Source organism: Nocardia panacis, assembly GCF_003598715.1.
GTDB lineage: Bacteria > Actinomycetota > Actinomycetes > Mycobacteriales > Mycobacteriaceae > Nocardia > Nocardia panacis.
The window spans coordinates 180,083-201,702 of the sequence record NZ_QZFU01000045.1 but is presented as its reverse complement, the minus strand read 5'-3'; the positions used below and the strand labels follow the sequence as shown (position 1 = coordinate 201,702).

17 protein-coding genes are annotated in these 21,620 nt (G+C 68.1%); 11 read left to right on the top strand and 6 right to left on the bottom strand.

The window, feature by feature from the left end; translation table 11 throughout:
* The first annotated feature begins 35 nt into the window (after positions 1-35).
* Positions 36-2,453 (top strand): malto-oligosyltrehalose synthase, encoded by a 2,418-nt coding sequence (treY, locus tag D5S18_RS31460; protein WP_439651203.1) that lies wholly within the window; start codon positions 36-38, stop codon positions 2,451-2,453.
* Positions 2,454-2,462: 9 nt separating this feature from the next.
* On the opposite strand, the gene D5S18_RS31455 is transcribed toward treY, so the two are convergent.
* The 3 genes from D5S18_RS31455 to D5S18_RS31445 all read right to left on the bottom strand — a co-directional run bounded on the left by D5S18_RS31455 (position 2,463) and on the right by D5S18_RS31445 (position 4,583).
* Positions 2,463-3,596, bottom strand: coding sequence for a T6SS phospholipase effector Tle1-like catalytic domain-containing protein (locus D5S18_RS31455; protein ID WP_120044762.1), 1,134 nt, complete (start codon positions 3,594-3,596; stop codon positions 2,463-2,465).
* Between the two features lie 95 nt (positions 3,597-3,691).
* Entirely contained in the window at positions 3,692-4,201 is a 510-nt protein-coding gene (locus D5S18_RS31450) for an MspA family porin (RefSeq protein ID WP_239004113.1), read from the bottom strand.
* A gap of 160 nt (positions 4,202-4,361) precedes the next feature.
* A complete protein-coding gene (locus D5S18_RS31445) occupies positions 4,362-4,583 on the bottom strand; it encodes a hypothetical protein (RefSeq protein WP_120044760.1) in 222 nt (73 codons plus the stop codon).
* An 83-nt stretch (positions 4,584-4,666) separates the two neighbouring features.
* Between D5S18_RS31445 and D5S18_RS31440 the strand changes: the two genes are divergently transcribed.
* A complete protein-coding gene (locus D5S18_RS31440; RefSeq protein ID WP_120044759.1) occupies positions 4,667-5,101 on the top strand; it encodes a nitroreductase family deazaflavin-dependent oxidoreductase in 435 nt (144 codons plus the stop codon).
* An 80-nt stretch (positions 5,102-5,181) separates the two neighbouring features.
* The gene (gene ilvA / locus D5S18_RS31435) at positions 5,182-6,537 is read left to right on the top strand and encodes a threonine ammonia-lyase IlvA (RefSeq protein ID WP_120044758.1); all 1,356 of its coding nucleotides are present in this window, start codon (positions 5,182-5,184) and stop codon (positions 6,535-6,537) included.
* Positions 6,538-6,550: 13 nt separating this feature from the next.
* Here ilvA and D5S18_RS31430 read toward each other — a convergent pair whose 3' ends face one another.
* Both D5S18_RS31430 and treZ read right to left on the bottom strand, forming a co-directional pair.
* Positions 6,551-7,780 carry a serine hydrolase domain-containing protein gene (locus D5S18_RS31430; RefSeq protein ID WP_239004112.1) on the bottom strand — a complete coding sequence of 410 codons (1,230 nt, stop codon included), beginning with the start codon at positions 7,778-7,780 and terminating at the stop codon, positions 6,551-6,553.
* A 91-nt stretch (positions 7,781-7,871) separates the two neighbouring features.
* Positions 7,872-9,611: a malto-oligosyltrehalose trehalohydrolase gene (gene treZ, locus D5S18_RS31425; RefSeq protein WP_120044757.1), complete on the bottom strand. Its 1,740-nt coding sequence runs from the start codon at positions 9,609-9,611 to the stop codon at positions 7,872-7,874.
* 64 nt (positions 9,612-9,675) lie between these two features.
* Between treZ and D5S18_RS31420 the strand changes: the two genes are divergently transcribed.
* Together D5S18_RS31420 and D5S18_RS31415 are read left to right on the top strand one after the other, a co-directional pair.
* A complete protein-coding gene (locus D5S18_RS31420; RefSeq protein ID WP_120044756.1) occupies positions 9,676-10,248 on the top strand; it encodes a TetR/AcrR family transcriptional regulator in 573 nt (190 codons plus the stop codon).
* A 70-nt stretch (positions 10,249-10,318) separates the two neighbouring features.
* Positions 10,319-11,503, top strand: a complete 1,185-nt coding sequence (locus tag D5S18_RS31415; protein ID WP_120044755.1) for a Cmx/CmrA family chloramphenicol efflux MFS transporter — start codon at positions 10,319-10,321, stop codon at positions 11,501-11,503.
* 36 nt (positions 11,504-11,539) lie between these two features.
* Here the strand turns inward: D5S18_RS31415 and dnaE are convergent, their stop codons facing one another.
* Positions 11,540-15,091 (bottom strand): DNA polymerase III subunit alpha, encoded by a 3,552-nt coding sequence (gene dnaE / locus D5S18_RS31410; RefSeq protein ID WP_120044754.1) that lies wholly within the window; start codon positions 15,089-15,091, stop codon positions 11,540-11,542.
* A gap of 240 nt (positions 15,092-15,331) precedes the next feature.
* On the opposite strand from dnaE, the gene D5S18_RS31405 reads away from it, so the two are divergent.
* The 6 genes from D5S18_RS31405 (at position 15,332) to D5S18_RS31380 (ending at position 21,611) form a co-directional block, all read left to right on the top strand.
* Positions 15,332-16,528: a sensor histidine kinase gene (locus tag D5S18_RS31405; RefSeq protein WP_120044753.1), complete on the top strand. Its 1,197-nt coding sequence runs from the start codon at positions 15,332-15,334 to the stop codon at positions 16,526-16,528.
* Positions 16,529-16,548: 20 nt separating this feature from the next.
* Positions 16,549-17,331, top strand: a complete 783-nt coding sequence (locus D5S18_RS31400; protein ID WP_120044752.1) for a LytR/AlgR family response regulator transcription factor — start codon at positions 16,549-16,551, stop codon at positions 17,329-17,331.
* Positions 17,328-17,696, top strand: a complete 369-nt coding sequence (locus D5S18_RS31395) for a hypothetical protein (protein ID WP_203237007.1) — start codon at positions 17,328-17,330, stop codon at positions 17,694-17,696. The genes D5S18_RS31400 and D5S18_RS31395 overlap by 4 nt, the downstream gene beginning before the upstream one ends.
* A gap of 34 nt (positions 17,697-17,730) precedes the next feature.
* On the top strand, positions 17,731-19,476 hold the full coding sequence (locus D5S18_RS31390; protein WP_120044750.1) for a sodium/solute symporter: 1,746 nt from the start codon (positions 17,731-17,733) through the stop codon (positions 19,474-19,476).
* Positions 19,477-19,623: 147 nt separating this feature from the next.
* Positions 19,624-19,980, top strand: a complete 357-nt coding sequence (locus tag D5S18_RS31385) for a DUF485 domain-containing protein (protein ID WP_120044749.1) — start codon at positions 19,624-19,626, stop codon at positions 19,978-19,980.
* Complete coding sequence (locus tag D5S18_RS31380) at positions 19,977-21,611, top strand: monocarboxylic acid transporter (RefSeq protein WP_120044748.1); 1,635 nt, start codon at positions 19,977-19,979, stop codon at positions 21,609-21,611. The genes D5S18_RS31385 and D5S18_RS31380 overlap by 4 nt, the downstream gene beginning before the upstream one ends.
* The last annotated feature ends 9 nt before the right edge of the window (positions 21,612-21,620 follow it).

The following is a 21,620-nucleotide window of genomic DNA, read 5'->3' as shown; positions in this document are numbered from 1 at the left end:
CTCGTCCTCCGCCGCACCGCATGACCGATACGACTATGACCGAGACGCACCACACCGATTCGCGCATGCCGCGCCGCAAACCCGCCCGCCCGACGACGGTTCGCAGCACCTACCGCCTGCAACTGCGTCCCGACGCGCTCACCTTCACCGAGGCCCGCGCCATCGCCGAATACCTGCAGCAACTGGGTATCTCGCATCTGTACCTGTCGCCGGTGCTCACCGCCGCGCGCGGCTCGACGCACGGCTACGACGTCACCGACCCCACCACGGTCTCGGCCGCGCTCGGCGGCCCGCACGGTCTCAAGGCACTCGCCGACGAGGTGCGCAGCCGAGGTATGGGTCTGCTGATCGACCTGGTGCCCAATCACGTCGGCGTGGCCGACCCGCGCCAGAACGCGTGGTGGTGGGAGGTGCTGCGCGACGGGAAGGAGTCGACGTACGCGCGGTTCTTCGATATCGACTGGAGTCCGGGCAATGGCGCGGGCGGTCGGCTCGCGCTGCCGGTGCTCCAGGGCGAGAACGATCCGGCCGCGCTGACGGTGGACCGCTCCGGTCCCGAACCCATGCTCGCCCTGCACGATTTGCGCTTCCCGATCGCGCCGGGCACCGATGGCGACAATGCCCTGCGCATCCACGACCGCCAGCACTACCGCCTGGTCAGTTGGAAGGCGGGCGTGTGCGCCTATCGCCGGTTCTTCGCGGTGGGCTCGCTGGCCGCGATCCGCCAGGAGGAGCCGGAGGTCTTCGACCTGACCCACCGCGAACTGGCGGCCTGGTGCGAACACGACCTGATCGATGGCGTGCGGGTGGACCATCCGGATGGATTGACCGATCCCGCAGGCTATTTGGCGCGGCTGCGCCGCGTCATAGGTCCGCACCGGCTGCTGCTGGTGGAGAAGATCCTGGCCAATCGCGAACCGCTCGACGCGACCCTGCCGATCGACGGCACCACCGGCTACGACGCGCTGGCCGATGTGGGCGGCGTGCTGATCGACCCGGCGGGCGAGGCGACGCTGACCGAGTTGTCGCGCCGCTTCGCCGGACACGGCAGTGACCGCGCCTGGATCGGCGAGACCGAGCACCGCATCAAACGCGCCGTCGCCGAGAGCATTCTCGCGCCGGAGGTGCGCAGGCTGGTGGCCGCGATCAAGCGCGACTCGGGCGCCGCGGGTTTCGACACCATGGCGCTGACCAACGCGACCATCGAGGTGCTCGCCTTCATGCCCGTCTACCGGGTGGACTACGCGCCGCTGGCGGGTATGACGGGTGCGGTGATCGCCGAGGTGGAGAAGCGCAACAGCGAACTCACCGCGCCGCTGTCGGTGCTGGTGGCGGCGCTGGGCGCGGAGGGCGAGGCTGCGGTGCGGTTCAGCCAGGTGTGCGGGGCGATCACCGCGAAGGCCGTCGAGGACACCATGTTCTACCAGGCCGCGCGGCTGGTCTCGCTGCAGGAGGTGGGCGGCAATCCGGCCCGATTCGGGCACTCGCTCAACGAGTTCCACCTCGCCAACAGCGAGCGGGCGCAGCGCTGGCCCGCCACCATGACCACGCTGTCCACCCACGACACCAAGCGCGGCGAGGATGTGCGCGCCCGCGTCGGGGTGCTGTCGCAGGCCGCCGACACCTGGGCGCGGGCCGTGGAGTCCTGGCACGAGTCCACCCCGGCGCCCGACGGCGCGACCGAACTGTTCCTGTTGCAGAACATGTTCGGCGTCTGGCCCGCCGACGGCCGACCCGCGTCCTCGGTGCCGGGTCTGCGCGAGCGGCTGCACCTGTTCGCGGAGAAGGCGATTCGCGAGGCGGGCGTGCGCACCTCGTGGGAGGAGCCGGATTCGGAGTTCGAGGCCGCCGTGCACGCCTGGGTCGACAAGGTGGTCGACGGTCCCGTCGGCATGGAACTCGGCGATCTGGCCCACGAGTTGGCCCCGCACGCCTGGTCGGATTCCCTGGCACAGAAGCTGCTTCAGCTGTGCGGGCCGGGCATTCCGGATATCTATCAGGGCTGCGAGCTCTGGGAGGACTCCCTGGTCGACCCGGACAATCGCCGCCCGGTGGATTTCGCGGCGCGCGCGGGTCTGCTGCAATCCCTCACCGGCACACCGGCGCTCGACACCACGGGCGCGGCCAAGATGTGGATCGTCGCCTACGCGCTGTGGCTGCGCCGCGAACGCCCGGACTGTTTCGTCGGCGGTGGCTACCTGCCGCTGTTCGCGACCGGTGAGCAGTCCGCGCGCCTGGTGTCCTACGCGCGCGGCAGGCTCGGCGCGGAACCGGAAGTGGTGGTCGCCGCCACCCGGCACAGCCTGGGACTGGCCGAATCCGGTTGGGGCGATACCGCGCTGACCCTGCCGGACGGCTCCTGGACCGACCGCCTGACCGGCCACACCTTCCAGGGCGCCGCCCGGCTGGAGCAGTTGTTCGCCCGCCTCCCGGTGGCGCTGCTGGTGCGATGAGCCCGCGCCCTAGTGCGCGCTGACCACGGCGGTCTTCTCGATCAGTTCCTCCGGGAACGCACCGCCCAATTCGTCGCGCCAGTGCCGAATATTGGGCGGCGCGTAGTCGGGCGCGTCCTGGGTGCTGGAGGCGACGCGCACGCACTGGTCGGTGGGATTGGCCAGCTTGCGCCACGAATTCCATTGGAAGCGCGGATTTCTCGGCTGCCGCAGCGTGCGCAGCGCGTTGAGCACCCGGTACGGGGTCGACAGCGAGTCGTGCAGGTCCAGGTATTGGTCCTGCGCGCGGCATTCGGCGGCCAGACGATCGAGCCGTTCCCGATCGAAGACCAGCCCGATCGCCTCGGCCTCGCGAATCATCCAGTGCAGCGTGATATCCGACAGACCCGATTCGGCGTAGCCGCCGCCGACATCACTGTGCACACCCTCGAACCACACCTGCTTGACCCGCTCGATCCGCCTGCTGTACTTGATATTCGGCTCGACCGGGATCGTCCAGAGGCACGGCTCGAAAACGCGGCGACGCTCATTGATGGCCAGCGCCTGCCGCGCGCAGTGCACATTCCCGGTGAGTTTCACATCGTGGAAGCGGTGCCTGCGCGCGGTCAGTCCCGGAATTCCCAGTGCGCCCACGGTATCGAACACCCCGAGGAAATTGATCTTGATCGGGTATTGGCAATTGTCCCGTCGGAAAGTACGCCACTGATCGGGCTCCACACCGTCCGTCGGCGGGGCCTGCCGGTAGATCCGCATCGCTTCCGGGTACGCGCCGCGAATCATCGCCTCGGGCGTGAGCAACCCGACCCGGTGGATCAACCCGGCCAGGCTGCGCGCGGTATACGCGCCGCGGCTGAAGCCGAAGATGTAGATCTCGTCGCCCGGCTCCCAGTTCAGCGCCAGATGCCAATACGCGGCGGACAGATTGGCCTCCAGGCCGAGGCCGAACGCGCCGCCCATCAGCCGATCCGCGAGGAAGCCGCGCGCACCGGGTCCGGATACGTAGCTGACCCACTGTTGAATGCGCTGTCCGAGCGGGCCGGGCGCGTCGAAGGTCACCGTCTCGGCGATCTTGATGATATTGGAGACCGTGGTGCTCGATTCGGCCTTCCAGGTTCCGTCACAGCAAACAACCAGCCGTTTCATGGGCTTATCCTCCCTAAGGACGCCGGTCGAAACCCGCGTACTCGACTACCCGTAGATCGCGGGCGGGAGGATGGCGTTAATGCGAATCGGGCGAATCAGAGCCAAGTAGGATCGCCGAAAACCGCGCCGGAGTCGTCCACTTCGGCGGATTTCACATCGGCGTAGGTATATTCGCGAATGCTGACCGGCCCGGAACAGGAATTGACCACAATGTGGAAATCGCGCACGCTCAGCTGGGTGAGTTTGCCGGGGACGATATCCTTATCCACGATCGGCACCTCCTTCACCTCGCCGGGATTGAGGTTGAGGGCGATCGTCGGAGCCGGATCGACGCTCGGCCCAGCACCCAAACCGAGCAGCAGATGCGGCGTCGCTCCGAGCGTGAGTGGACCGATGGTCGCCGCGCACCCCACGTGATAGCCGACCCGGAGCTTGCCCGCCGCCGCACCGTCCGCCTTGCCGTAGCCGACCACGCTCACCAGCGCCTCACGGGTGGTGCCCATCTGATTGAGCGGCGGCAGCCGACTGATGAACTCCTCGCGGGCGCCGACCACGAACTGAATATCGCCCCCTGGTGCGACGAAAGACCGTTCATGCGGAGCCATACTGATGATCTCCGCCCGCGACGGTGTCGCGGAACCTATCGCCAACGCGCAAGTCGCGATGGCACAGCCACTGACCACGAATGCCCTGACATGGTTGCACGACATATCCGGAACTTTAGTAGCCGATCGCTATCCATCCCGTGCACGACACGGGCGAATCTCAGCGGCGCTCGATCCTATGGCGGGCGGAACCGGTCACCCAGCGCAGCGCGGCGACACCGGCGGCGGCGAGCACCGCGACCTGCATCGACCCGGTGACCACCGCGAGAATCAGGCAGATGACCGCCGCCGCGGCCAGCGCCTCGAGCTTGTAGCGCGGCCACGCGCTCCCCGCGATGTCCACCGTATCGGCGGATATGTCGGCGGGATGAACAGTAGCCATACGCTAAGGATAAGCGGACAAGAAAGTTCGGTCCACCCAACTTCGCCGGGAATAACTGTGATCCGCACCGCGTTGCCCCGGCCATGCCATTGACAGGAGAGTACGAACCCAGCACCTCTGACTGGGCACGCGAACAGGCCGACACCATCGAGGGGTCCGGCGGCGCCGACGGCACCACCCTGCGCGGTGTACCGGTCATCCTGCTGACCACCCGCGGCGCGAAATCCGGCAAGCTGCGCAAAACCCCGCTCATGCGGGTCGAGCACGACGGCGAGTACGCGATCGTCGCCTCGCTCGGCGGCGCGCCGAAGCATCCGGTCTGGTACCACAATGTCAAAGCCGAACCGCATGTCGAACTGCGCGACGGCGAGGTCAACAAGGACTACACCGCCCGCGAGGTCTTCAACGACGAGAAGGCGGTGTGGTGGGAGCGGGCCGTCGCGGTCTGGCCCGACTATGCCGACTACCAGACCAAGACCGATCGCCAGATTCCCGTCTTCGTTCTGACACCGCAGTAGCTCGTTCCCGACTCGGCTACCTGCCTACCTTCTGCCACCCGCCGCATCCACCCCGCGCGGCGGGTGGCAGCATATTTCGAGTGTCCAATCCGCTTGATGTTCTCGACGCCCTGTCCGAATCCCGCCCCGCGCTGAGCGCGGACGAGATCGATGCGGCCGCCAAGCGAATTGCCACCATTATCGAGCCGACCCCGCTGCAACACAGTCCGCGCCTGTCCGCGCGGACAGGGGCGCGGGTCTACCTCAAGCGCGAAGACCTGACGGTGGTCCGCTCCTACAAGCTGCGCGGCGCCTACAACCTGATCGTCCAACTGACCGACGCCGAACGCGCGGCGGGCGTGGTCACCGCCAGCGCGGGCAACCACGCCCAGGGCGTGGCCTTCGCCTGCCGAGCCATGCGCATCAAGGGCCGCATCTACGTCCCCACCACCACCCCCAAGCAGAAGCGCGACCGCATCCGCGTGCACGGCGGCGAGTACGTCGAACTGATCGCCGTCGGCGAGACCTATGACGCGGCGGCCGCCGCGGCCGCCGATGATGTGGCGCGCACCGGGGCCACCGTGGTCCCGCCGTTCGACGATGTGCGCACCGCCGCCGGTCAGGGCACCATCGCGGCCGAACTGCTCGAACAACTGGGCGGCGCACCGGATCTGGTGGTGGTGCCGGTCGGCGGCGGCGGCTGCCTCGCGGGCGTCGGCACCTACCTGCGCGAAAGATCCCCGCGCACCGGCATTCTCGGCGTCGAACCCGCGGGCGCCGCGTCCATGACCGCGGCGCTGGTCGCGGGCGGACCGGTGACACTGCCGGAGATCGACCCCTTCGTGGACGGCGCGGCGGTGCGCCGCATCGGCGACGTGCCCTTCGCCGCGGTGTCCCGCTTCGGTGGCCGGGTGGTCTCGCACGCCTCGCTGCCGCTACTCACCGCGACCGAATCCCCCAGCGGCGCGGGCGCTTTCCGCATCATGCAGATCGATGAGGGCGCGATCTGCACCACCATGCTCGAGCTCTACCAGAACGAGGGCATCATCGCCGAACCGGCGGGCGCGCTCGCGGCGGCCGCGCTCGCCGAGGTCGATATCGAGCCGGGATCCACGGTGGTGTGCCTGGTCTCCGGCGGCAACAACGACGTCTCCCGCTACGGCGAGATCATCGAACGTTCCCTGGTGCACCGCGGACTCAAGCACTACTTCCTGGTCGACTTCCCCCAGGAACCCGGCGCGCTGCGCCGCTTCCTCGACGAGGTGCTCGGCCCGGACGACGACATCACCCTCTTCGAATACGTCAAGCGCAACAATCGGGAAACGGGTGCGGCGCTGTGCGGCATCGAACTCGGTGAACCCGGCGGGCTGGCTCCCCTGCTGCGCCGCATGGACGCCTCGCCGATCCAGTGCGAGCGGCTCGATCCGGGGTCGCCCGCTTACCGCTACCTCACGTAGGCCCTGTCTCGGGTCAGGCGGCTGCTGCCGCGTCGGCTCGGTCGGCGCGGTGCGCGGTGCGCGCGCCCGTCACGACCAACGGCAGGATCCACGCCGCCGCCGACATGTCCAGGGGCAGGATCGGCAGGGACAGGCGGTTGTGCACGAAGCCGACCGAGAGGCCGAGGCGCGGTTCGGCCCACCCGAAGCAACCGCCGAGGCCGACATGGCCGAAGCCACCGGTCGCGCCGGGAACCGGCAGCGAGTGGTAGCCGAGCCGCCACAGCATCGGGGCGTAGAACAGGCCGTGATCGAGGCGGTAGGTCTCGATGCGGCGCAACGCCGTCCGGGTTTGTTCGCTCAGGTAGGCGTCGTCGGCGGCGAGCGCGCCGTACAGGGTGGCCAAGCCGGGCGCGGTGCACACACCGTTGCCTGCGCCGAGTTCGGTGTCCAGGATCGCGGGCTCCGGCCCCTCCAACACCTGCTCGAGGCCGGGCAGGAACAGGGAGCGGGCCGCCGCGCCCGCACCGCCGGGCAGCACCCTGGTGCCCGATAGCAGCCGGGACAGCACCGGGTTGGCCAGCGCGCCGAGGTGGGTGCCCGCCAGGTGGGCGGTGACGGTCGGCGCGCCGAGCGGCGGGCGACCCAGGTGGATGCCGTCGATGCCGAGCGGTTCGGCCACCTCGGTGCGGAACAGTTCGGCCATGCCGCGACCGGTGATGGCGCGGGCGAGCCCGGCCAGCAACCAGCCGTAGGTGAGGGCGTGGTAGGTCGGGACGCCCAGCAGGCGATCGGGTTTCGCGGCAGCCAGCCGCTCCTCCATCAGGAGGTGATCGAGCACCTCGGCGGCGGTGCGCGCCAGCGGGGCGAGTGCGTAGAGTCCGGCCCGGTGCGACATCAGTTGGCGCACCGTGATCGCGCCCTTGTCGCGGGCGGCGAATTCGGGCCAGTACTCGGCCACCGGCGCGGTGTAGTCGAGCAGTCCGCGATCGGCCAGCCGGTGCAGTACGGCGGAGGTGATGCCCTTGGTGGCGGAGAAGACGAGTGCGCCGGTCTCGGCGGTCCACGGTGCGGCACCCGCGCTGCCGGTCCAGATGTGCACCAGCGCGATACCGTGCCGGTGCACGGCCAGCGCGCCGCCCGCATCCCTGCGGTGACCGACTGTTCGCGCGAAAGCCTTTACCAGCGGCGCGTATTCGGGTGCCGCGAAACCCTCGACCCCGTCGGGTAGTGCCATTCCGATCGGATCGGCCTCGGTGTTCATCTATTCACGGTAGACGCGCACGACGCGGCGCGTCGAGCACCCCGTCCCGGACAGGGATCGGGAACGTCTTGTTACCAGGTCGATACCGGAATCAGATCGGATCTAGATCATCGCGCGCGAGGACGGCGAAGCTGTGCCCCGACAGCTGCACCGCACTGTCCGAGACACTTGCGGGGGGCTCCCAGGACAGCAGGGGGCGGCCGCCGACCGGAATCGCGATCGTCTCCGAGGAGAGGTTGCACACCAGACACAGCGGGCCGCGCGACAGGACGAACCATCCGGCCCGCTCGTCGTATTCGGTGCGCACCTCGGGCAGATACGGGTCGCCTATCTCGAAGCGGTTGCGGCGCAGCGCGATCAGCGCGCGGTAGCAGGCGAGCAGCCGGGCCGCGCGCGGATGTCGCGGCTCGGACCAGTCCAGTTTCGAACGCAGAAACGTGCGCGGGTCTTGGGGATCCGGGATGTCGGTGGCGGGCCAGCCGTGCTCGGCGAATTCGGCGCGGCGGCCCGCGGCCACGGCGGCGGCCAGTTCGGGCTCCGGATGGGAAGTGAAGTACTGGAACGGAGTTCGCGCGCCCCATTCCTCGCCCATGAACAGCATCGGGGTGTAGGGCGAGAGCAGGACCAAGGCGGCCTTGATGGCGAGCTGACCGTCGGTGAGGTACGCGGCGGGGCGGTCACCGCGCGCCCGGTTGCCGATCTGGTCGTGATTGCAGGTGTAGGCGAGCAGGGCGCTGCCGGGAATGACGCGAATGTCGATGGGGTCGCCGTGGATTCGACGACGGAAAGTGGAATAGGTCGCGGCGTGTAGGAATCCGCGCTCCATGGTGCGCGCCAGTGCCTCGAGCGAACCGAAATCGACGTAGTAGCCCTGTCGTTCGCCGGAGATGGCGGCGTGCACGGCGTGGTGCAGGTCGTCGTTCCACTGCCCCGCGAGTCCGTAGCCACCGGCCGCGCGCGGCGTGATCAAGCGTGGATCGTTCAGATCGGTCTCCGCGACGAGTGTCAGCGGACGCCCCAGATGCGCGGCCAGCCTTTCGGTTTCGCGAGCGAGTTCGGCTAGCCACGGCACCGCGCGCCGATCGGGGATGGCATGGACGGCGTCGAGCCGCAGCGCGTCGATGTGGAATTCGCGAAACCAGCGCAGCGCGTTGTCGATGATGAAGCGACGCACCGGATCCGAATCCGGCCCATCGATATTGATCCGCTCGCCCCAGGAATTGCGCCCCTCCCCGAGATACGGCCCGAACCGAGGCAGGTAGTTTCCGGACGGTCCGAGGTGGTTGTAGACCACATCCAGGGCCACCGCCAAACCCCTTGTATGACAGGCATTCACGAATCGCTGCAACCCGTCGGGGCCGCCGTACGGTTCATGCACGGCGTACCAGAGGACGCCGTCGTACCCCCAATTCCACTCCCCGTTGAACGCATTCACCGGCATCACCTCGACCACGGTGACACCGAGTTCGACCAGATGATCGAGGCGCTCGATCGCCGCGTCGAAGGTGCCCTCGGGTGTGAAGGCACCGATGTGCAACTCGTAGTACACCGCCCCCGCCAGCGGCCTACCGGTCCACCCGTCATCGGTCCAGACGGCAGGATCGAGCTCGTGCACCGCCGAGCGCCCGTGCACCCCATCCGGCTGTCGCGGCGATCGCGGGTCGGGCAGGGCTCGCGGATCGTCGTCGAGCAGGTAGCCGTATCGCGCCCAGGGCGCGGCCTCGGCTTCGACCCGCCACCATCCGCGCTCCCCTCGCATCGGATGCACGACATCATCGAGTTCGAGCCGGACCCGACCGGCGCGCGGTGCCCACACCTCGAAGACAGTCACCCGGTCAGCATGTCATAGCCGACTATTTTGGATCGTTCAGTCCAGAACATGGTACGGTCCGAATATGGCGCGACCCAGAGGCTTCGACGAGGAACAGGCGGTGGAAGCCGCCATGCGGGCATTTTGGGCCTGCGGTTACGAGGGGACTTCGACTCAGGATCTCTGCGCGGCCACCGGGTTGGGGCGCAGCAGCATCTACAACGCCTTCGCGGGGAAGCACGATCTCTACGAGCGCGCGCTGCGACGGTATATGGAGACCAAGAATGCCGGGGTGTTCTCGGTGCTCGACGGGGACGGGACGGCCAAGGAGAAAGTGCGCGAGCTACTGGATCGCGCCATCGAGTGGCCCGCGACGGACCCGAGCGGCTGCCTGGTGGTGAATACCATGGTGGAGTTGGGGCCGCGCGATGAGGCGGTGGCAGCCACGCTGCGATCCGATCTGGAGCAGCGCCTGGGGGCGCTGACCGCGACCCTGCGCGCGGGCCAACTCGCGGGGGAAATCGAGAACCGCAGGGATGCGCGGGATCTCGCGCATTTCGTGGTAGCCACCATCAGCGGGATGCGAGTGGCGGCGCGCGGGGGCGCGGATCGGGCGGCACTGACGGCCATCGCCGAGACCGCATTGGACTGCCTGTAATCAACAGCGGCATCGAGCCGCTTTCGTACGGGTTCATTTTGAACCGTTCTATCCAAAAAGAGAGGCACCGATGCCGATAGCCGTCTATGTCCTGGGCTTGTCCATCTTCGCCCAGGGCACCTCGGAACTCATGCTCGCCGGGTTGCTCACCGAGATGTCCAATGACCTCGGCGTCTCCATACCGCAAGCGGGACTGCTGATCTCGGCCTTCGCGATAGGCATGCTGGTCGGCGCACCGGTACTGGCGGCGGTGACGCTGCGCTGGTCGCGGCGCCGGGCGCTGCTGGTCTTCCTCGCGATCTTCCTCGCCGCGCACCTACTCGGCGCGATGACCTCGAACTACTGGGTGCTGATCGGCACGCGGGTGGTGGCCGCCTTCGTCTACGCCGGATTCTGGGCGGTGGGCGCGGCCACGGCCATCGGCATAGTCGCGCCCACCGCACGCGGACGGGCCATGGGCATCCTGGCCGGCGGGCTGACCGTAGCCACCATCATCGGGCTACCGGCGGGCACGCTCATCGGGCAGCTGTGGGGCTGGCGGTCGGCCTTCTTGGGGGTGGCCGTGCTCTCGGCACTGGCCATGATCGGTGTGGCCACCAGGATCCCGAACGAACGCGCCGCCGAGACACCGGATCTGCGCAGGGAATTGCGCAGTCTGATCAACCCGCAGGTGTGGCTGTCCTACGCCACCACCGCCGTCGCCACGGCAGGCCTGCTGGTCAGCTTCTCCTATCTCGGTGCGCTGCTGACCAATACGACCGGACTGCCCGACGCGTGGGTGCCCGCCGTACTCGGCGTCTACGGGCTCGGCGCGGTCCTCGGCATCCTCGTGGGCGGCCGCACCGCCGACACCCACCCGCTCCACAGCATGTACCTGGGTTTCACGGGCCTCATCGCGACCTCGATCCTGCTGGCGCTCACGGCCCAGTATCCGGCGCCGACCCTCATCGCCGCATTCCTGCTGGGGGCCTTCGGTTTCGGCACCAATCCCACCCTCAGCAGCCGTATCTTCGGGCTGGCGAAACAGGGACCGACGCTGGGCGCCGCCTTCAACATCTCCGCCTTCAATATCGGTATCACGGTGGGTCCGTGGTTGGGTGGCCTGGCCATCGGCGGCGGCCTGGGCTATCCGTCCGTCGCGTGGATCGGCGCGGCCCTGGGCGCGGCCGCGATCGGGACGGTCCTGTGGGGTCGGGTGTTGGACCGCACCGGCACGGTGCCCACAAAGCAGCCTCTCGTCGAGATCACCCACTGAGCGAAGGGATCCCCGCATCGGGGATCCCTTCGCTTTTCAGCTCACAAGACACCCGGGGCCGAGCAGCGCCTTCAGATCGCCCATCAGTGCCGAAGACGGTGCGACCCGCAGGTTGTCCGCCACCTTCAGCAGCGTCGTCTTGTCCCTGGCGCCGACATGGCGGATGTGTACATCGGCGGTGCCGGGGTGGCTGGACAGCACCCGCTTGAGCGCTGTCACCTTGTCGGGGGTGCACAGCCGGGTCATGATGGACACGGTCAGCGGCTTTTCCACGCCGATGGCCGAAAGATCCGGCACCGCAAGATCGTTCGCGATCAGCGAGATGCGGTCGTCGCGGACCGAGACGCGCGCCTTGACCAGCACCACCGCGTCCTCGACCACATCCATGCCGTACACCGAGTACGACTGCGGGAAGAACAGCACCTCGATCCCGCCGGACAGATCCTCCAATTGCGCCGAGGCCCAGGCCAATCCGTTCTTGTTGATGCGCCGGTTCACCGAGGCCAGGATGCCGCCGACGGTGACCTGCGCCCCGTCCTTGATATCGCCCTCCAGAATCGCCGGGATCTGGGTGTCGGCCTGCGCGGCGAGCACATGCTCGACGCCGTTGAGCGGATGACCGGACACGTACAGGCCCAGCATCTCCCGCTCCAGGGCGAGCTTGTGCTTGCTCTCCCATTCCTCATCGGGCACTTTGACATTGAAGACCGAAGCGACCGATTCGTCGGCGTCATCGAGCCCGCCGAACAGGTCGAACTGGCCGATGGCCTCGGCCTTCTTGGTGGACATGACCGCGTCGATGGCATCGGAGTGCACCAGCAGCAGACCCTTGCGCGGGTGGTCCAACGAATCGAATCCGCCCGCCTTGATGAGCGATTCGGTGACCTTCTTGGTGCAGGCGATGGCGTCGATCTTGTTCAGGTAATCGGAGAAGTCGGTGAACTTCGATTTCTCCTTGCGCGCCTGGATGATCGAGGCCACCACATTGGTGCCGACATTGCGCACCGCGCCGAGCCCGAACCGGATGTCCTTGCCGACGGCGGCGAATTCCAGTTCGGATTCGTTGACATCCGGCGGCAGCACCGTGATGGTCAGGCGGCGGCAGTCCGACAGGTAGACCGCGGCCTTGTCCTTGTCGTCACCGACCGAGGTGAGCAGGGCCGCCATATATTCGGCGGGATAGTTCGCCTTGAGGTAGGCGGTCCAGTACGAGATCAGGCCGTACGCGGCGGCGTGCGATTTGTTGAACGCGTATCCGGCGAACGGAAGGATGGTGTCCCACAGCGCTTTGATGGCCGCCTTGGAATACCCGTTGGCCTGCATACCCTCCTCGAAGCCCTCGAACTCCGCGGCCAGCACCTCGGCCTTCTTCTTGCCCATCGCGCGGCGCAGAATATCGGCTCGGCCGAGTGAGTATCCGGCCACCTTCTGCGCGACGTGCATGATCTGCTCTTGGTAGACGATCAGACCGTAGGTCTCACCGAGGATGTCCTTCAGCGGCTCCTCGAGTTCCGGATGGATCGGCTTGACTTCCTGCCGCTCGTTCTTGCGATCGGCGTAGTCGTTGTGCGCGTTCATGCCCATCGGGCCGGGCCGGTACAGCGCGCCGACCGCGACGATATCCTCGAACGCGGTGGGCTGCATCCGGCGCAGCAGGTCCCGCATCGGGCCACCGTCGAGCTGGAAGACGCCGAGGGTGTCACCGCGGGAGAGCAATTCGTAGGTCGCGGCGTCGTCGAGCGGCAGCCGATCCATATCCAGTTCGACACCGCGGTTGGCCTTGATATTCAGCAGCGCGTCGCCGATCACGGTCAGGTTGCGCAGACCGAGGAAGTCCATCTTCAGCAGGCCGATGGCCTCGCAGGACGGATAGTCCCAGCCGGTGATGATGGCGCCGTCCTGGGCCCGCTTCCAGATCGGGATCGCATCCATCAGCGGCTCGCAGGACATGATCACCGCGCAGGCGTGCACACCGGCATTGCGGATCAGGCCCTCGAGGCCGCGCGCGGTGTCGTAGATCTTGGAGACATCCGGATTGTTCGCGATCAGCTCGCGGACCTCGGCGGCCTCCTTGTACCGCTCGTGCTCCGGGTCGGTGATACCGGAGACCGAGATGTCCTTGGCCATGATCGGCGGCGGCAGCGCCTTGGTGATCTGGTCGGCGATGGCGAATCCGGGCTGGCCGAACAGGACTCGGGCCGAGTCCTTGATCGCGGCCTTGGTCTTGATGGTGCCGAAGGTGATCACCTGGGCCACCCGGTCGCTGCCCCACTTCTCACTCGCGTAGCGGACCATCTCACCGCGGCGGCGATCGTCGAAGTCGATATCGATATCGGGCATCGAGACGCGCTCCGGATTGAGGAAGCGCTCGAAGAGCAGACCGTGCGGAATCGGGTCGATATTGGTGATGCCCATGGCGTAGGCGACCAGCGAACCGGCCGCCGACCCACGGCCGGGACCGACGCTGATACCGACCTCGCGCGCGTGGGTGATCAGGTCACCGACGACGAGGAAGTAGGCCGGGAAACCCATTTCGATGATGACGCCGAGTTCGTAGTCGGCCCGGTCCAGGTATTCGCGCGGCGGGCCGTCCGGGAAGCGCCGGTCCAGACCGCGCAGCACCTCCTTGCGCAGCCAGCCCGCCTGGGTCTCCCCCTCCGGGACCGGGAAGATCGGCATGCGGTCGTGGTGGTTCCAGACCTCGTCGTAGGGCTGCACCCGCTCGCCGATGAGCACCGTGTTGTCGCAGGCGCCTGGCACCTCCGCATCCCAGATGGCGCGCATCTCCTCGGCGGACTTGAGGTAGTAGCCGCTGCCGTCGAATTTGAAACGCGTTGGGTCGGAGAGGGTTTTACCGGTCTGGATGCACAGCAGCGCCTCGTGGTTGGACGATTCGGCCTCGTGCACGTAGTGGCAGTCGTTGGTGGCCAGCGGCCGGATGCCGAGCTGACGGCCGATTTCGAGCAGGCCCTCGCGCACCCGGCGCTCGATGGACAGGCCGTGGTCCATCACCTCGAGGAAGAAATTGTCCTTGCCGAAGATCTCCTGCCACTTGGCCGCGGCCTCCAGCGCTTCGCGGTCGTGCCCCAGGCGCAGGCGGGTCTGCACCTCACCCGAGGGGCAGCCGGTGGTGGCGATGATGCCCGCGGCGTGCTCGGCGATGATCTCCTCGTCCATGCGCGACCATTTGCCGAGCTGCCCCTCCAGGGAGGCCAGCGAGGACAGCTTGAACAGATTGCGCAGGCCGGTGGCGGTCTCGGCGACCATGGTCATGTGTGTGTAGGAGCCCGAACCCGAGACGTCGTCGCCCTTCTGGCTCGGATCGCCCCACAGCACCCGCTTGGTCTCGAAGCGGGAGGCGGGCGCGATATAGGCCTCGATACCGATGATCGGCTTGATGCCCTGCTTCTTGGCGGAGTTGTAGAACTCCGAGGCCCCGAACATATTTCCGTGGTCGGTCATGCCCACCGCGGTCATCCCCAGCCGGTTCGCCTCCTTGAACAGGGGCGTGATCTTCGCAGCTCCGTCGAGCATCGAATACTCGGTGTGGTTGTGCAGATGAACGAACGATCCGGACGAGGCTGCCAAGACTGTCCTTCCTCCCAAGGTCGCGGCGGGGGTTGGCTGGACCGATTCTAGGGGGCGGCGCCGACCGGTTCGGACAGGCGCGCGACGGCGGCGCCGGTGTCCGGCGTGTCGGTGGCGAAGATCACCGGCGCGTCCTGGCAATGGCTGATTTCCGCCTGCGGCACCAGGACTCGAGACGAACCCGCGGGGCACGGCGGCCGGGGCGATAATGCGGGTCATGGACGCGCCGCTGGACCGCCGATGACCCCGACACTGGTCGCGGTGGCCGCGGCGCTGGCGTTGCTGGCGGGCGCGCTGGTGATGTGGCGACGCACCCGACGCGTGGTGACCACCCCCGCCGAACGCGCCGCGCACGCCACCCTGCACACCGCCTCGCTGGCCGCCGTACCGCTGCGGCGCGGGTTGACCGAGGAGTCGGCGCGACAGGCGGCGCCGCATCTGCGCGCGTTGACCGGAGCCCAAGCCCTCGGCATAGCCGATCCCGATGGCGCGCTGCTCGCCTGGGACGGCCCACATACCGACCTGGCCGAACCTTTCGCCGAGGCGGCCGCGCGGGCCATCGCGGGGGCGCGCCCGGTGCTGGTCGCCGGGCCGCGGCGCGGCGAGCACACCGGGCGCACGCTCCTCGCGCAACCGCTGGTCGACGAGGGCGGCGGCGTGGCGGGCGCGCTCGGGGTGGTGATGGCGGGGCAACCAGGACCCGGTCGGCTAGGCGCGGTCGCCGAGGTGGCCCGATACGCCTGCGGGCAGTTGGAATTGGCCGAACTCGACGCCTCGCGGGCGCGGCTGGACCGGGCCGAGGTGCGCGCGCTGCGGGCGCAGATCAGCCCGCACTTCATCTACAACGCGCTCAACACCATCGCCTCGTTCGTGCGCACCGATCCGGATCGAGCGCGCGAGTTGATCCTGGAATTCGCCGATTTCACCCGCTACTCGTTCCGGGCGGCGGGCGAATTCACCGTGCTGGCCGACGAATTGCGCAATATCGAGCGATATCTGGCGTTGGAGCAGGCTCGTTTCGGCGAGGCGCTGCACGTGCGGCTGCGCATCGCGCCGGAGGTGCTCGGGGTGGTGCTGCCCTTCCTGGCACTGCAACCGCTGGTCGAGAACGCGGTCCGGCACGGACTGGCGGGCGCGGGGCGCGGCACCGTGAGCATCGTGGCCGTCGACGCGGGCATCGACTGCCTGATCAGTGTCGAGGACGACGGCGTCGGCATGGATCCCGAACTGCTGCGCTCGGGGGCGCTCGACGCCGTCGAAACCGGTTCCGGCCCGGCCGGTTCCCGCGAATCGGCCCATATCGGACTGGCCAATGTGGACGACCGGCTGCGTGCGGCCTTCGGCAACGACTACGGGCTGGTGGTGGAGACCGCGCCCGGCGCGGGAACGAAGGTCAGCATGCGGGTGCCCAAGTTCCGCGCGGGCATTCGGGCTTGACGCCGTACGATGGACCGGCTGTGACCCGCACCACCCATGACGCCGCGCTGCGCGTACTCGCCGTCGACGATGAGAAGCCCGCTCTGGACGAGCTGGTCTACCTGCTGCGCGCCCAACCCGGCGTCGGCGAGATCCACGCGGCGGGCGAGGCCACCGGCGCGCTGCGGGTGCTGCGCGCCCACTCGGTGGACGCGGTCTTCCTCGATATCAATATGCCCGGCCTGGACGGGATGGAACTGGCGGGCATCCTGGCCGAATTCGCCAATCCGCCCGCCGTGGTCTTCGTCACCGCGCACGACGACCGGGCGGTGGCCGCCTACGATCTCGGCGCGGTGGACTATCTGCTCAAACCGCTGCGGGAGGGGCGGCTGGCCGAGGCGGTCCGCCGGATCGCCGCCGCGCAACCCACCGCGGCGCAAGCGCCGCGCCCCGATCCCAACGAGGTGATCCCCGTCGAGTTGGGCGGGGTCACCACGCTCGTGCACCGGGCCAGTGTCAGCTGGGTGGAGGCCGAGGGCGACTATGCCAGGCTGCACACCAGCGGCGGTTCGCATCTGGTGCGGATTCCGCTGTCCGCCTTGGAAGCCCGCTGGCAGGATGCCGGATTCCTGCGGGTGCACCGGTCCTATCTGGTGGCCGTGCGGCTGGTCACCGGGTTGCGCGCGGTCGGCAGCGCGACGGTGGTGTGCCTGCGCGCCGACGGGTCGTCGGGCGCGGTGGAACTGCCCGTGAGCAGGCGTCAGGTGCGCGAACTCAAACAGCGTCTCGTGCACGGCCCCCGCCGGCTGTGGACCCAGCGATGACCGGGCCGCAGCCCAAACCCGCTCGGCAGCGCGTGGTGCTGGCGCAGCGGCGCGGGGCGCGTCGGGTGCGCACCAGAGTGGAGGTCGCCGAGCAGACCGAGATCGGGGAGGCGTTGATCGGCGGGCTGATTCGCGCGCAACTCGGATTGGCGCTGCGGCTCGGACTGCTCGGGGTGTCGGTATTGGGTTCATTGCCAGCGCTTTTCGCCCTCGGACGCGTGGGATCTTTTGTGCTGCTCGGAATTCGGCTGCCCTGGCTGATGCTGGGGATCGCAGCATATCCGGCGCTGGCACTGGTCGCGCTGGGGTATGTGCGCCTGGCCGAGCGCAATGAGCAGGACTTCCTGGAGTTGGCGGAGGATTGAGCGGTAGCGGCTGCGTCGCGGTACGGGTTGCGCGGTGAGCGGCACACCCGCGTTGACGGTCGCCGCGCTGGCGTCGGCGGCGCTGGTCACGGTGGCCATCGGCGCCTACGGAGTTCGGTTGGCGCGCACCACCTCCGATTTCCTGGTGGCCTCGCGCAGTGTGGGTCCACGCTGGAATGCCGCGGCCATCTCCGGTGAATATCTTTCCGCGGCGTCCTTTCTCGGCGTGGCCGGATTGATCGCGAAGTACGGCGCCGACGCGCTGTGGTACCCGGTGGGTTTCACCGCCGGATACCTGGGGCTGCTGCTGTTCGTGGCCGCGCCGCTGCGCCGATCGGGGGCCTACACGGTGCCGGACTTCGCCGAATTCCGGCTCGGCTCCCTGCGTTTGCGGCGACTGGCCGCCGTCGTGGTGGTGCTCATCTGCGGGGTCTATCTGATTCCGCAGTACCAGGGGGCCGGATTGACACTGCACATCCTGCTCCGCCTGCCCAAATGGGTCGGTGCGGTGGTGGTCGGCGCGATCGTCATCGGGAATGTGGCGGGCGGCGGCATGCGCTCGACCACCCTGGTGCAGGCATTCCAGTACTGGCTCAAACTCAGCGCGGTGGCACTGCCCGCACTGGTGCTGCTCGGCCACTTCCTGGCGCAGGACCGCGAACTCGGCGCACCCGCACCCGCGCAGGTCGCGGTCAGGACCACCGTCGATGTGAGCACCGATGTGGTGGTCAGGGTCGGTGCGGCGCAGCAGGTCCGGCTGCGCGGCCGAATCGACGGCGCACCGGTCGACGGCGCGGCGCTGCTGACACCCGGTGAGCACGAACTCGCGGCGGGCACCCGACTGGTGCTGGAGGCGGGCGCGGCGGTGCCGGTGGTGGCGGGCGCACCGGTGAACGGTGAGACCTGGCTCTCCCCCGGCGGCGGCTTCGGCGGCGGACATCCGCTGTACCAGGTGTATTCACTGATGATCGCGACCTTCCTCGGCACCATGGGCCTGCCGCACGTGCTGGTTCGCTTCTACACCAATCCGGACGGGCGGGCCGCGCGCACCACCGCGCTCGCGGTGATCTGCCTGGTGGGGCTGTTCTATCTGTTCCCCATTCTGCTGGGTGTCTTCGCGAGACTGTATGTGCCGCAACTGCTCATCACCGGCACCTCCGACGCCGCCGTGGTGCTGCTGCCCGGCGCGGTGCTCGGCGGGCTGCCCGGTCAACTCTTGGCGGCACTGGCGGCGGCCGGGGCCATCGCCGCCTTCCTGTCCACCTCCTCCGGGCTGCTGGTCAGTATCGCCGGTGTGCTGAGCACGGATATGTTGCGCGGACGCATCCGCGACTTCCGGATCGCCGCGCTCGGCGCGGGCGCGGTGCCCCTTGGTCTTTCGATCGGCGTCGCCTCGCTCGATCTGTCCCGCACCGTTGGACTCGCCTTCGCGGTCGCCGCCTCGACGCTGTGTCCGCTTCTGGTGCTCGGCATTTGGTGGCGCGGGCTGACCGCGGCGGGCGCGGCCGCGGGTTTGGCCGTCGGCGGGATCACTTCGGGCGCGGCGACCGCGGTATCGGTGGCGGGCGGATTCGACGCCGCGCTCGGCCATGGCTGGGTGGCGGCATTGCTGGGATATCCTGCGGCACTGACGGTTCCGCTCACCTTCGCCACCATGGCGCTGGTCAGCAAGGTGACGCGGCCCCAGAGCGCGCGCACCGTGCGGCGCATCTTCGTGCGCATGCACGCCCCGGAACGGCTCGGCCTCGGCGCGGATCGCGAACGCGGACTGACCCAGTGATCACGGGCGGACCGTTCGTCGCGCCGCGGCGACCGCTCACCGCAAATCGAACACCGCCGACGGAGTGATACACGCCACATCATTCAAACCTCATGGGCGTCCGGTTACCTTCTGCGCAGTAACGCATGTCACACGCAAGGACGCAGCATGACCAGTATCGACGTCGACGGCGGCGCACCCAGCCTCGATCCACCGGAACGGGACTTTCGCACCGTTCAAGCAAGTCCGGAATTCCAGGAGTTGCGAAACAGGCTGCGACGCTTCATCTTTCCCATGGCTGCGCTATTCCTGGTCTGGTATCTGACCTACCTGCTGCTCGGTGCGTACGCGCACGAGTTCATGTCGACCGAGGTGTTCGGGCGAATCAATGTCGCCCTGCTGCTCGGACTCGGACAGTTCCTGTCCACCTTCGTCATCACCGGCCTCTACGTGCGCTTCGCCAATCGCGAACTCGATCCGCGCGCCGCCGCCCTGCGCACCGAACTCGAAGGGGGTGCGGCATGACCCATCTCGACTACCTCGCCGCGACCAAGGTCGGCAATCCCGTCGCCAATATCGGGATCTTCGCGCTGTTCGTCGTGGTGACCATGGTGATCGTGATCCGGGCCGGACGCGGCAGTGCGGGCGCGGCCGACTACTTCACCGGCGGACGCGGCTTCTCCGGCCCGCAGAACGGCACCGCCATCGCGGGCGACTACCTTTCCGCCGCGAGCTTTCTCGGCATCGCGGGGGCGGTGGCCGTCTACGGCTACGACGGCTTCCTCTACTCCATCGGCTTCCTAGTCGCCTGGCTGGTGGCCCTGCTCCTGGTGGCCGAGATGCTCAGGAACACCGGCAAATTCACCATGGCGGATGTACTGAGCTTCCGGTTGAAGCAGGGGCCGGTCCGCACCGCGGCGGCGCTGAGCACCCTCGCGGTCTCGCTGTTCTACCTGCTGGCCCAGATGGCGGGCGCGGGCGGACTGGTCGCGCTGCTGCTCGATGTCACCTCCAAGACCGGACAGGCCGTGGTGATCGCGGTGGTCGGCGTGCTCATGATCGTCTATGTCCTGGTCGGCGGCATGAAGGGCACCACGTGGGTGCAGATCATCAAGGCGGCGCTGCTCATTGTCGGAGCGGCCTTCATGACGGTGCTCGTCCTGGCCAAATTCGGATTCAACCTCTCCGATATCCTCGGCTCCGCGCAGGACACGGTGCACGCCGCCAAGACCAAGGGCGTGGCCGCGCGCGACGTGCTGGCCCCCGGCGCGCAATACGGCGCCAACGGCACCTCCAAACTGAACTTCGTCTCGCTCGGCCTCGCACTGGTGCTCGGCACTGCGGGACTGCCGCATGTGCTCATGCGCTTCTACACCGTCCCGACCGCGAAAGAGGCTCGGCGCTCGGTGGTTTGGGCCATCGGACTGATCGGCGCGTTCTACCTGTTCACCCTGGTGCTCGGCTACGGCGCGGCGGCCATCGTCGGCCCGGACCGCATCCTCGGCGCGGCGGGCGGCCAGAATTCGGCGGCCCCGCTGCTGGCCTTCGAACTGGGTGGCGTTGTGCTGCTGGGCATCATCTCGGCGGTGGCCTTCGCGACCATCCTCGCCGTGGTCGCCGGACTCACCATCACCGCATCCACCTCCTTCGCGCACGATATCTACGCCAGCGTGCTCAAACGCGGCAAAGCCGGTGAGCGCGAACAGGTTCGGGTCTCCCGCATCACCGCCGTGGTGATCGGTGTGCTGGCCATCGCGCTCGGCATCCTGGCCAATGGCCAGAATGTCGCCTTCCTGGTGGCGCTGGCCTTCGCGGTGGCGGCCTCGGCCAACCTGCCGACCATCCTGTTCTCGCTGTTCTGGCGGCGGTTCAATACCACCGGCGCGCTGTGGAGCATGTACGGCGGTCTGATCTCGACCATCGTGCTGATCGTGTTCTCCCCCGCCGTGTCCGGCAATGCGGGAGCCATGCTGCCGCACAGCAAGTTCGACTGGTTCCCGCTGTCGAATCCCGGAATCGTCTCCATCCCACTGGCCTTCGCCCTCGGCGTCCTCGGCACCTTCCTCGGCGGCAGGAATGAGGATCCGGCCAAGGCGGCCGAGATGGAGGTTCGCGCGCTGACCGGCGTCGGCGCGGAGAAGGCGGTGGGGCACTAGTCACGCGTA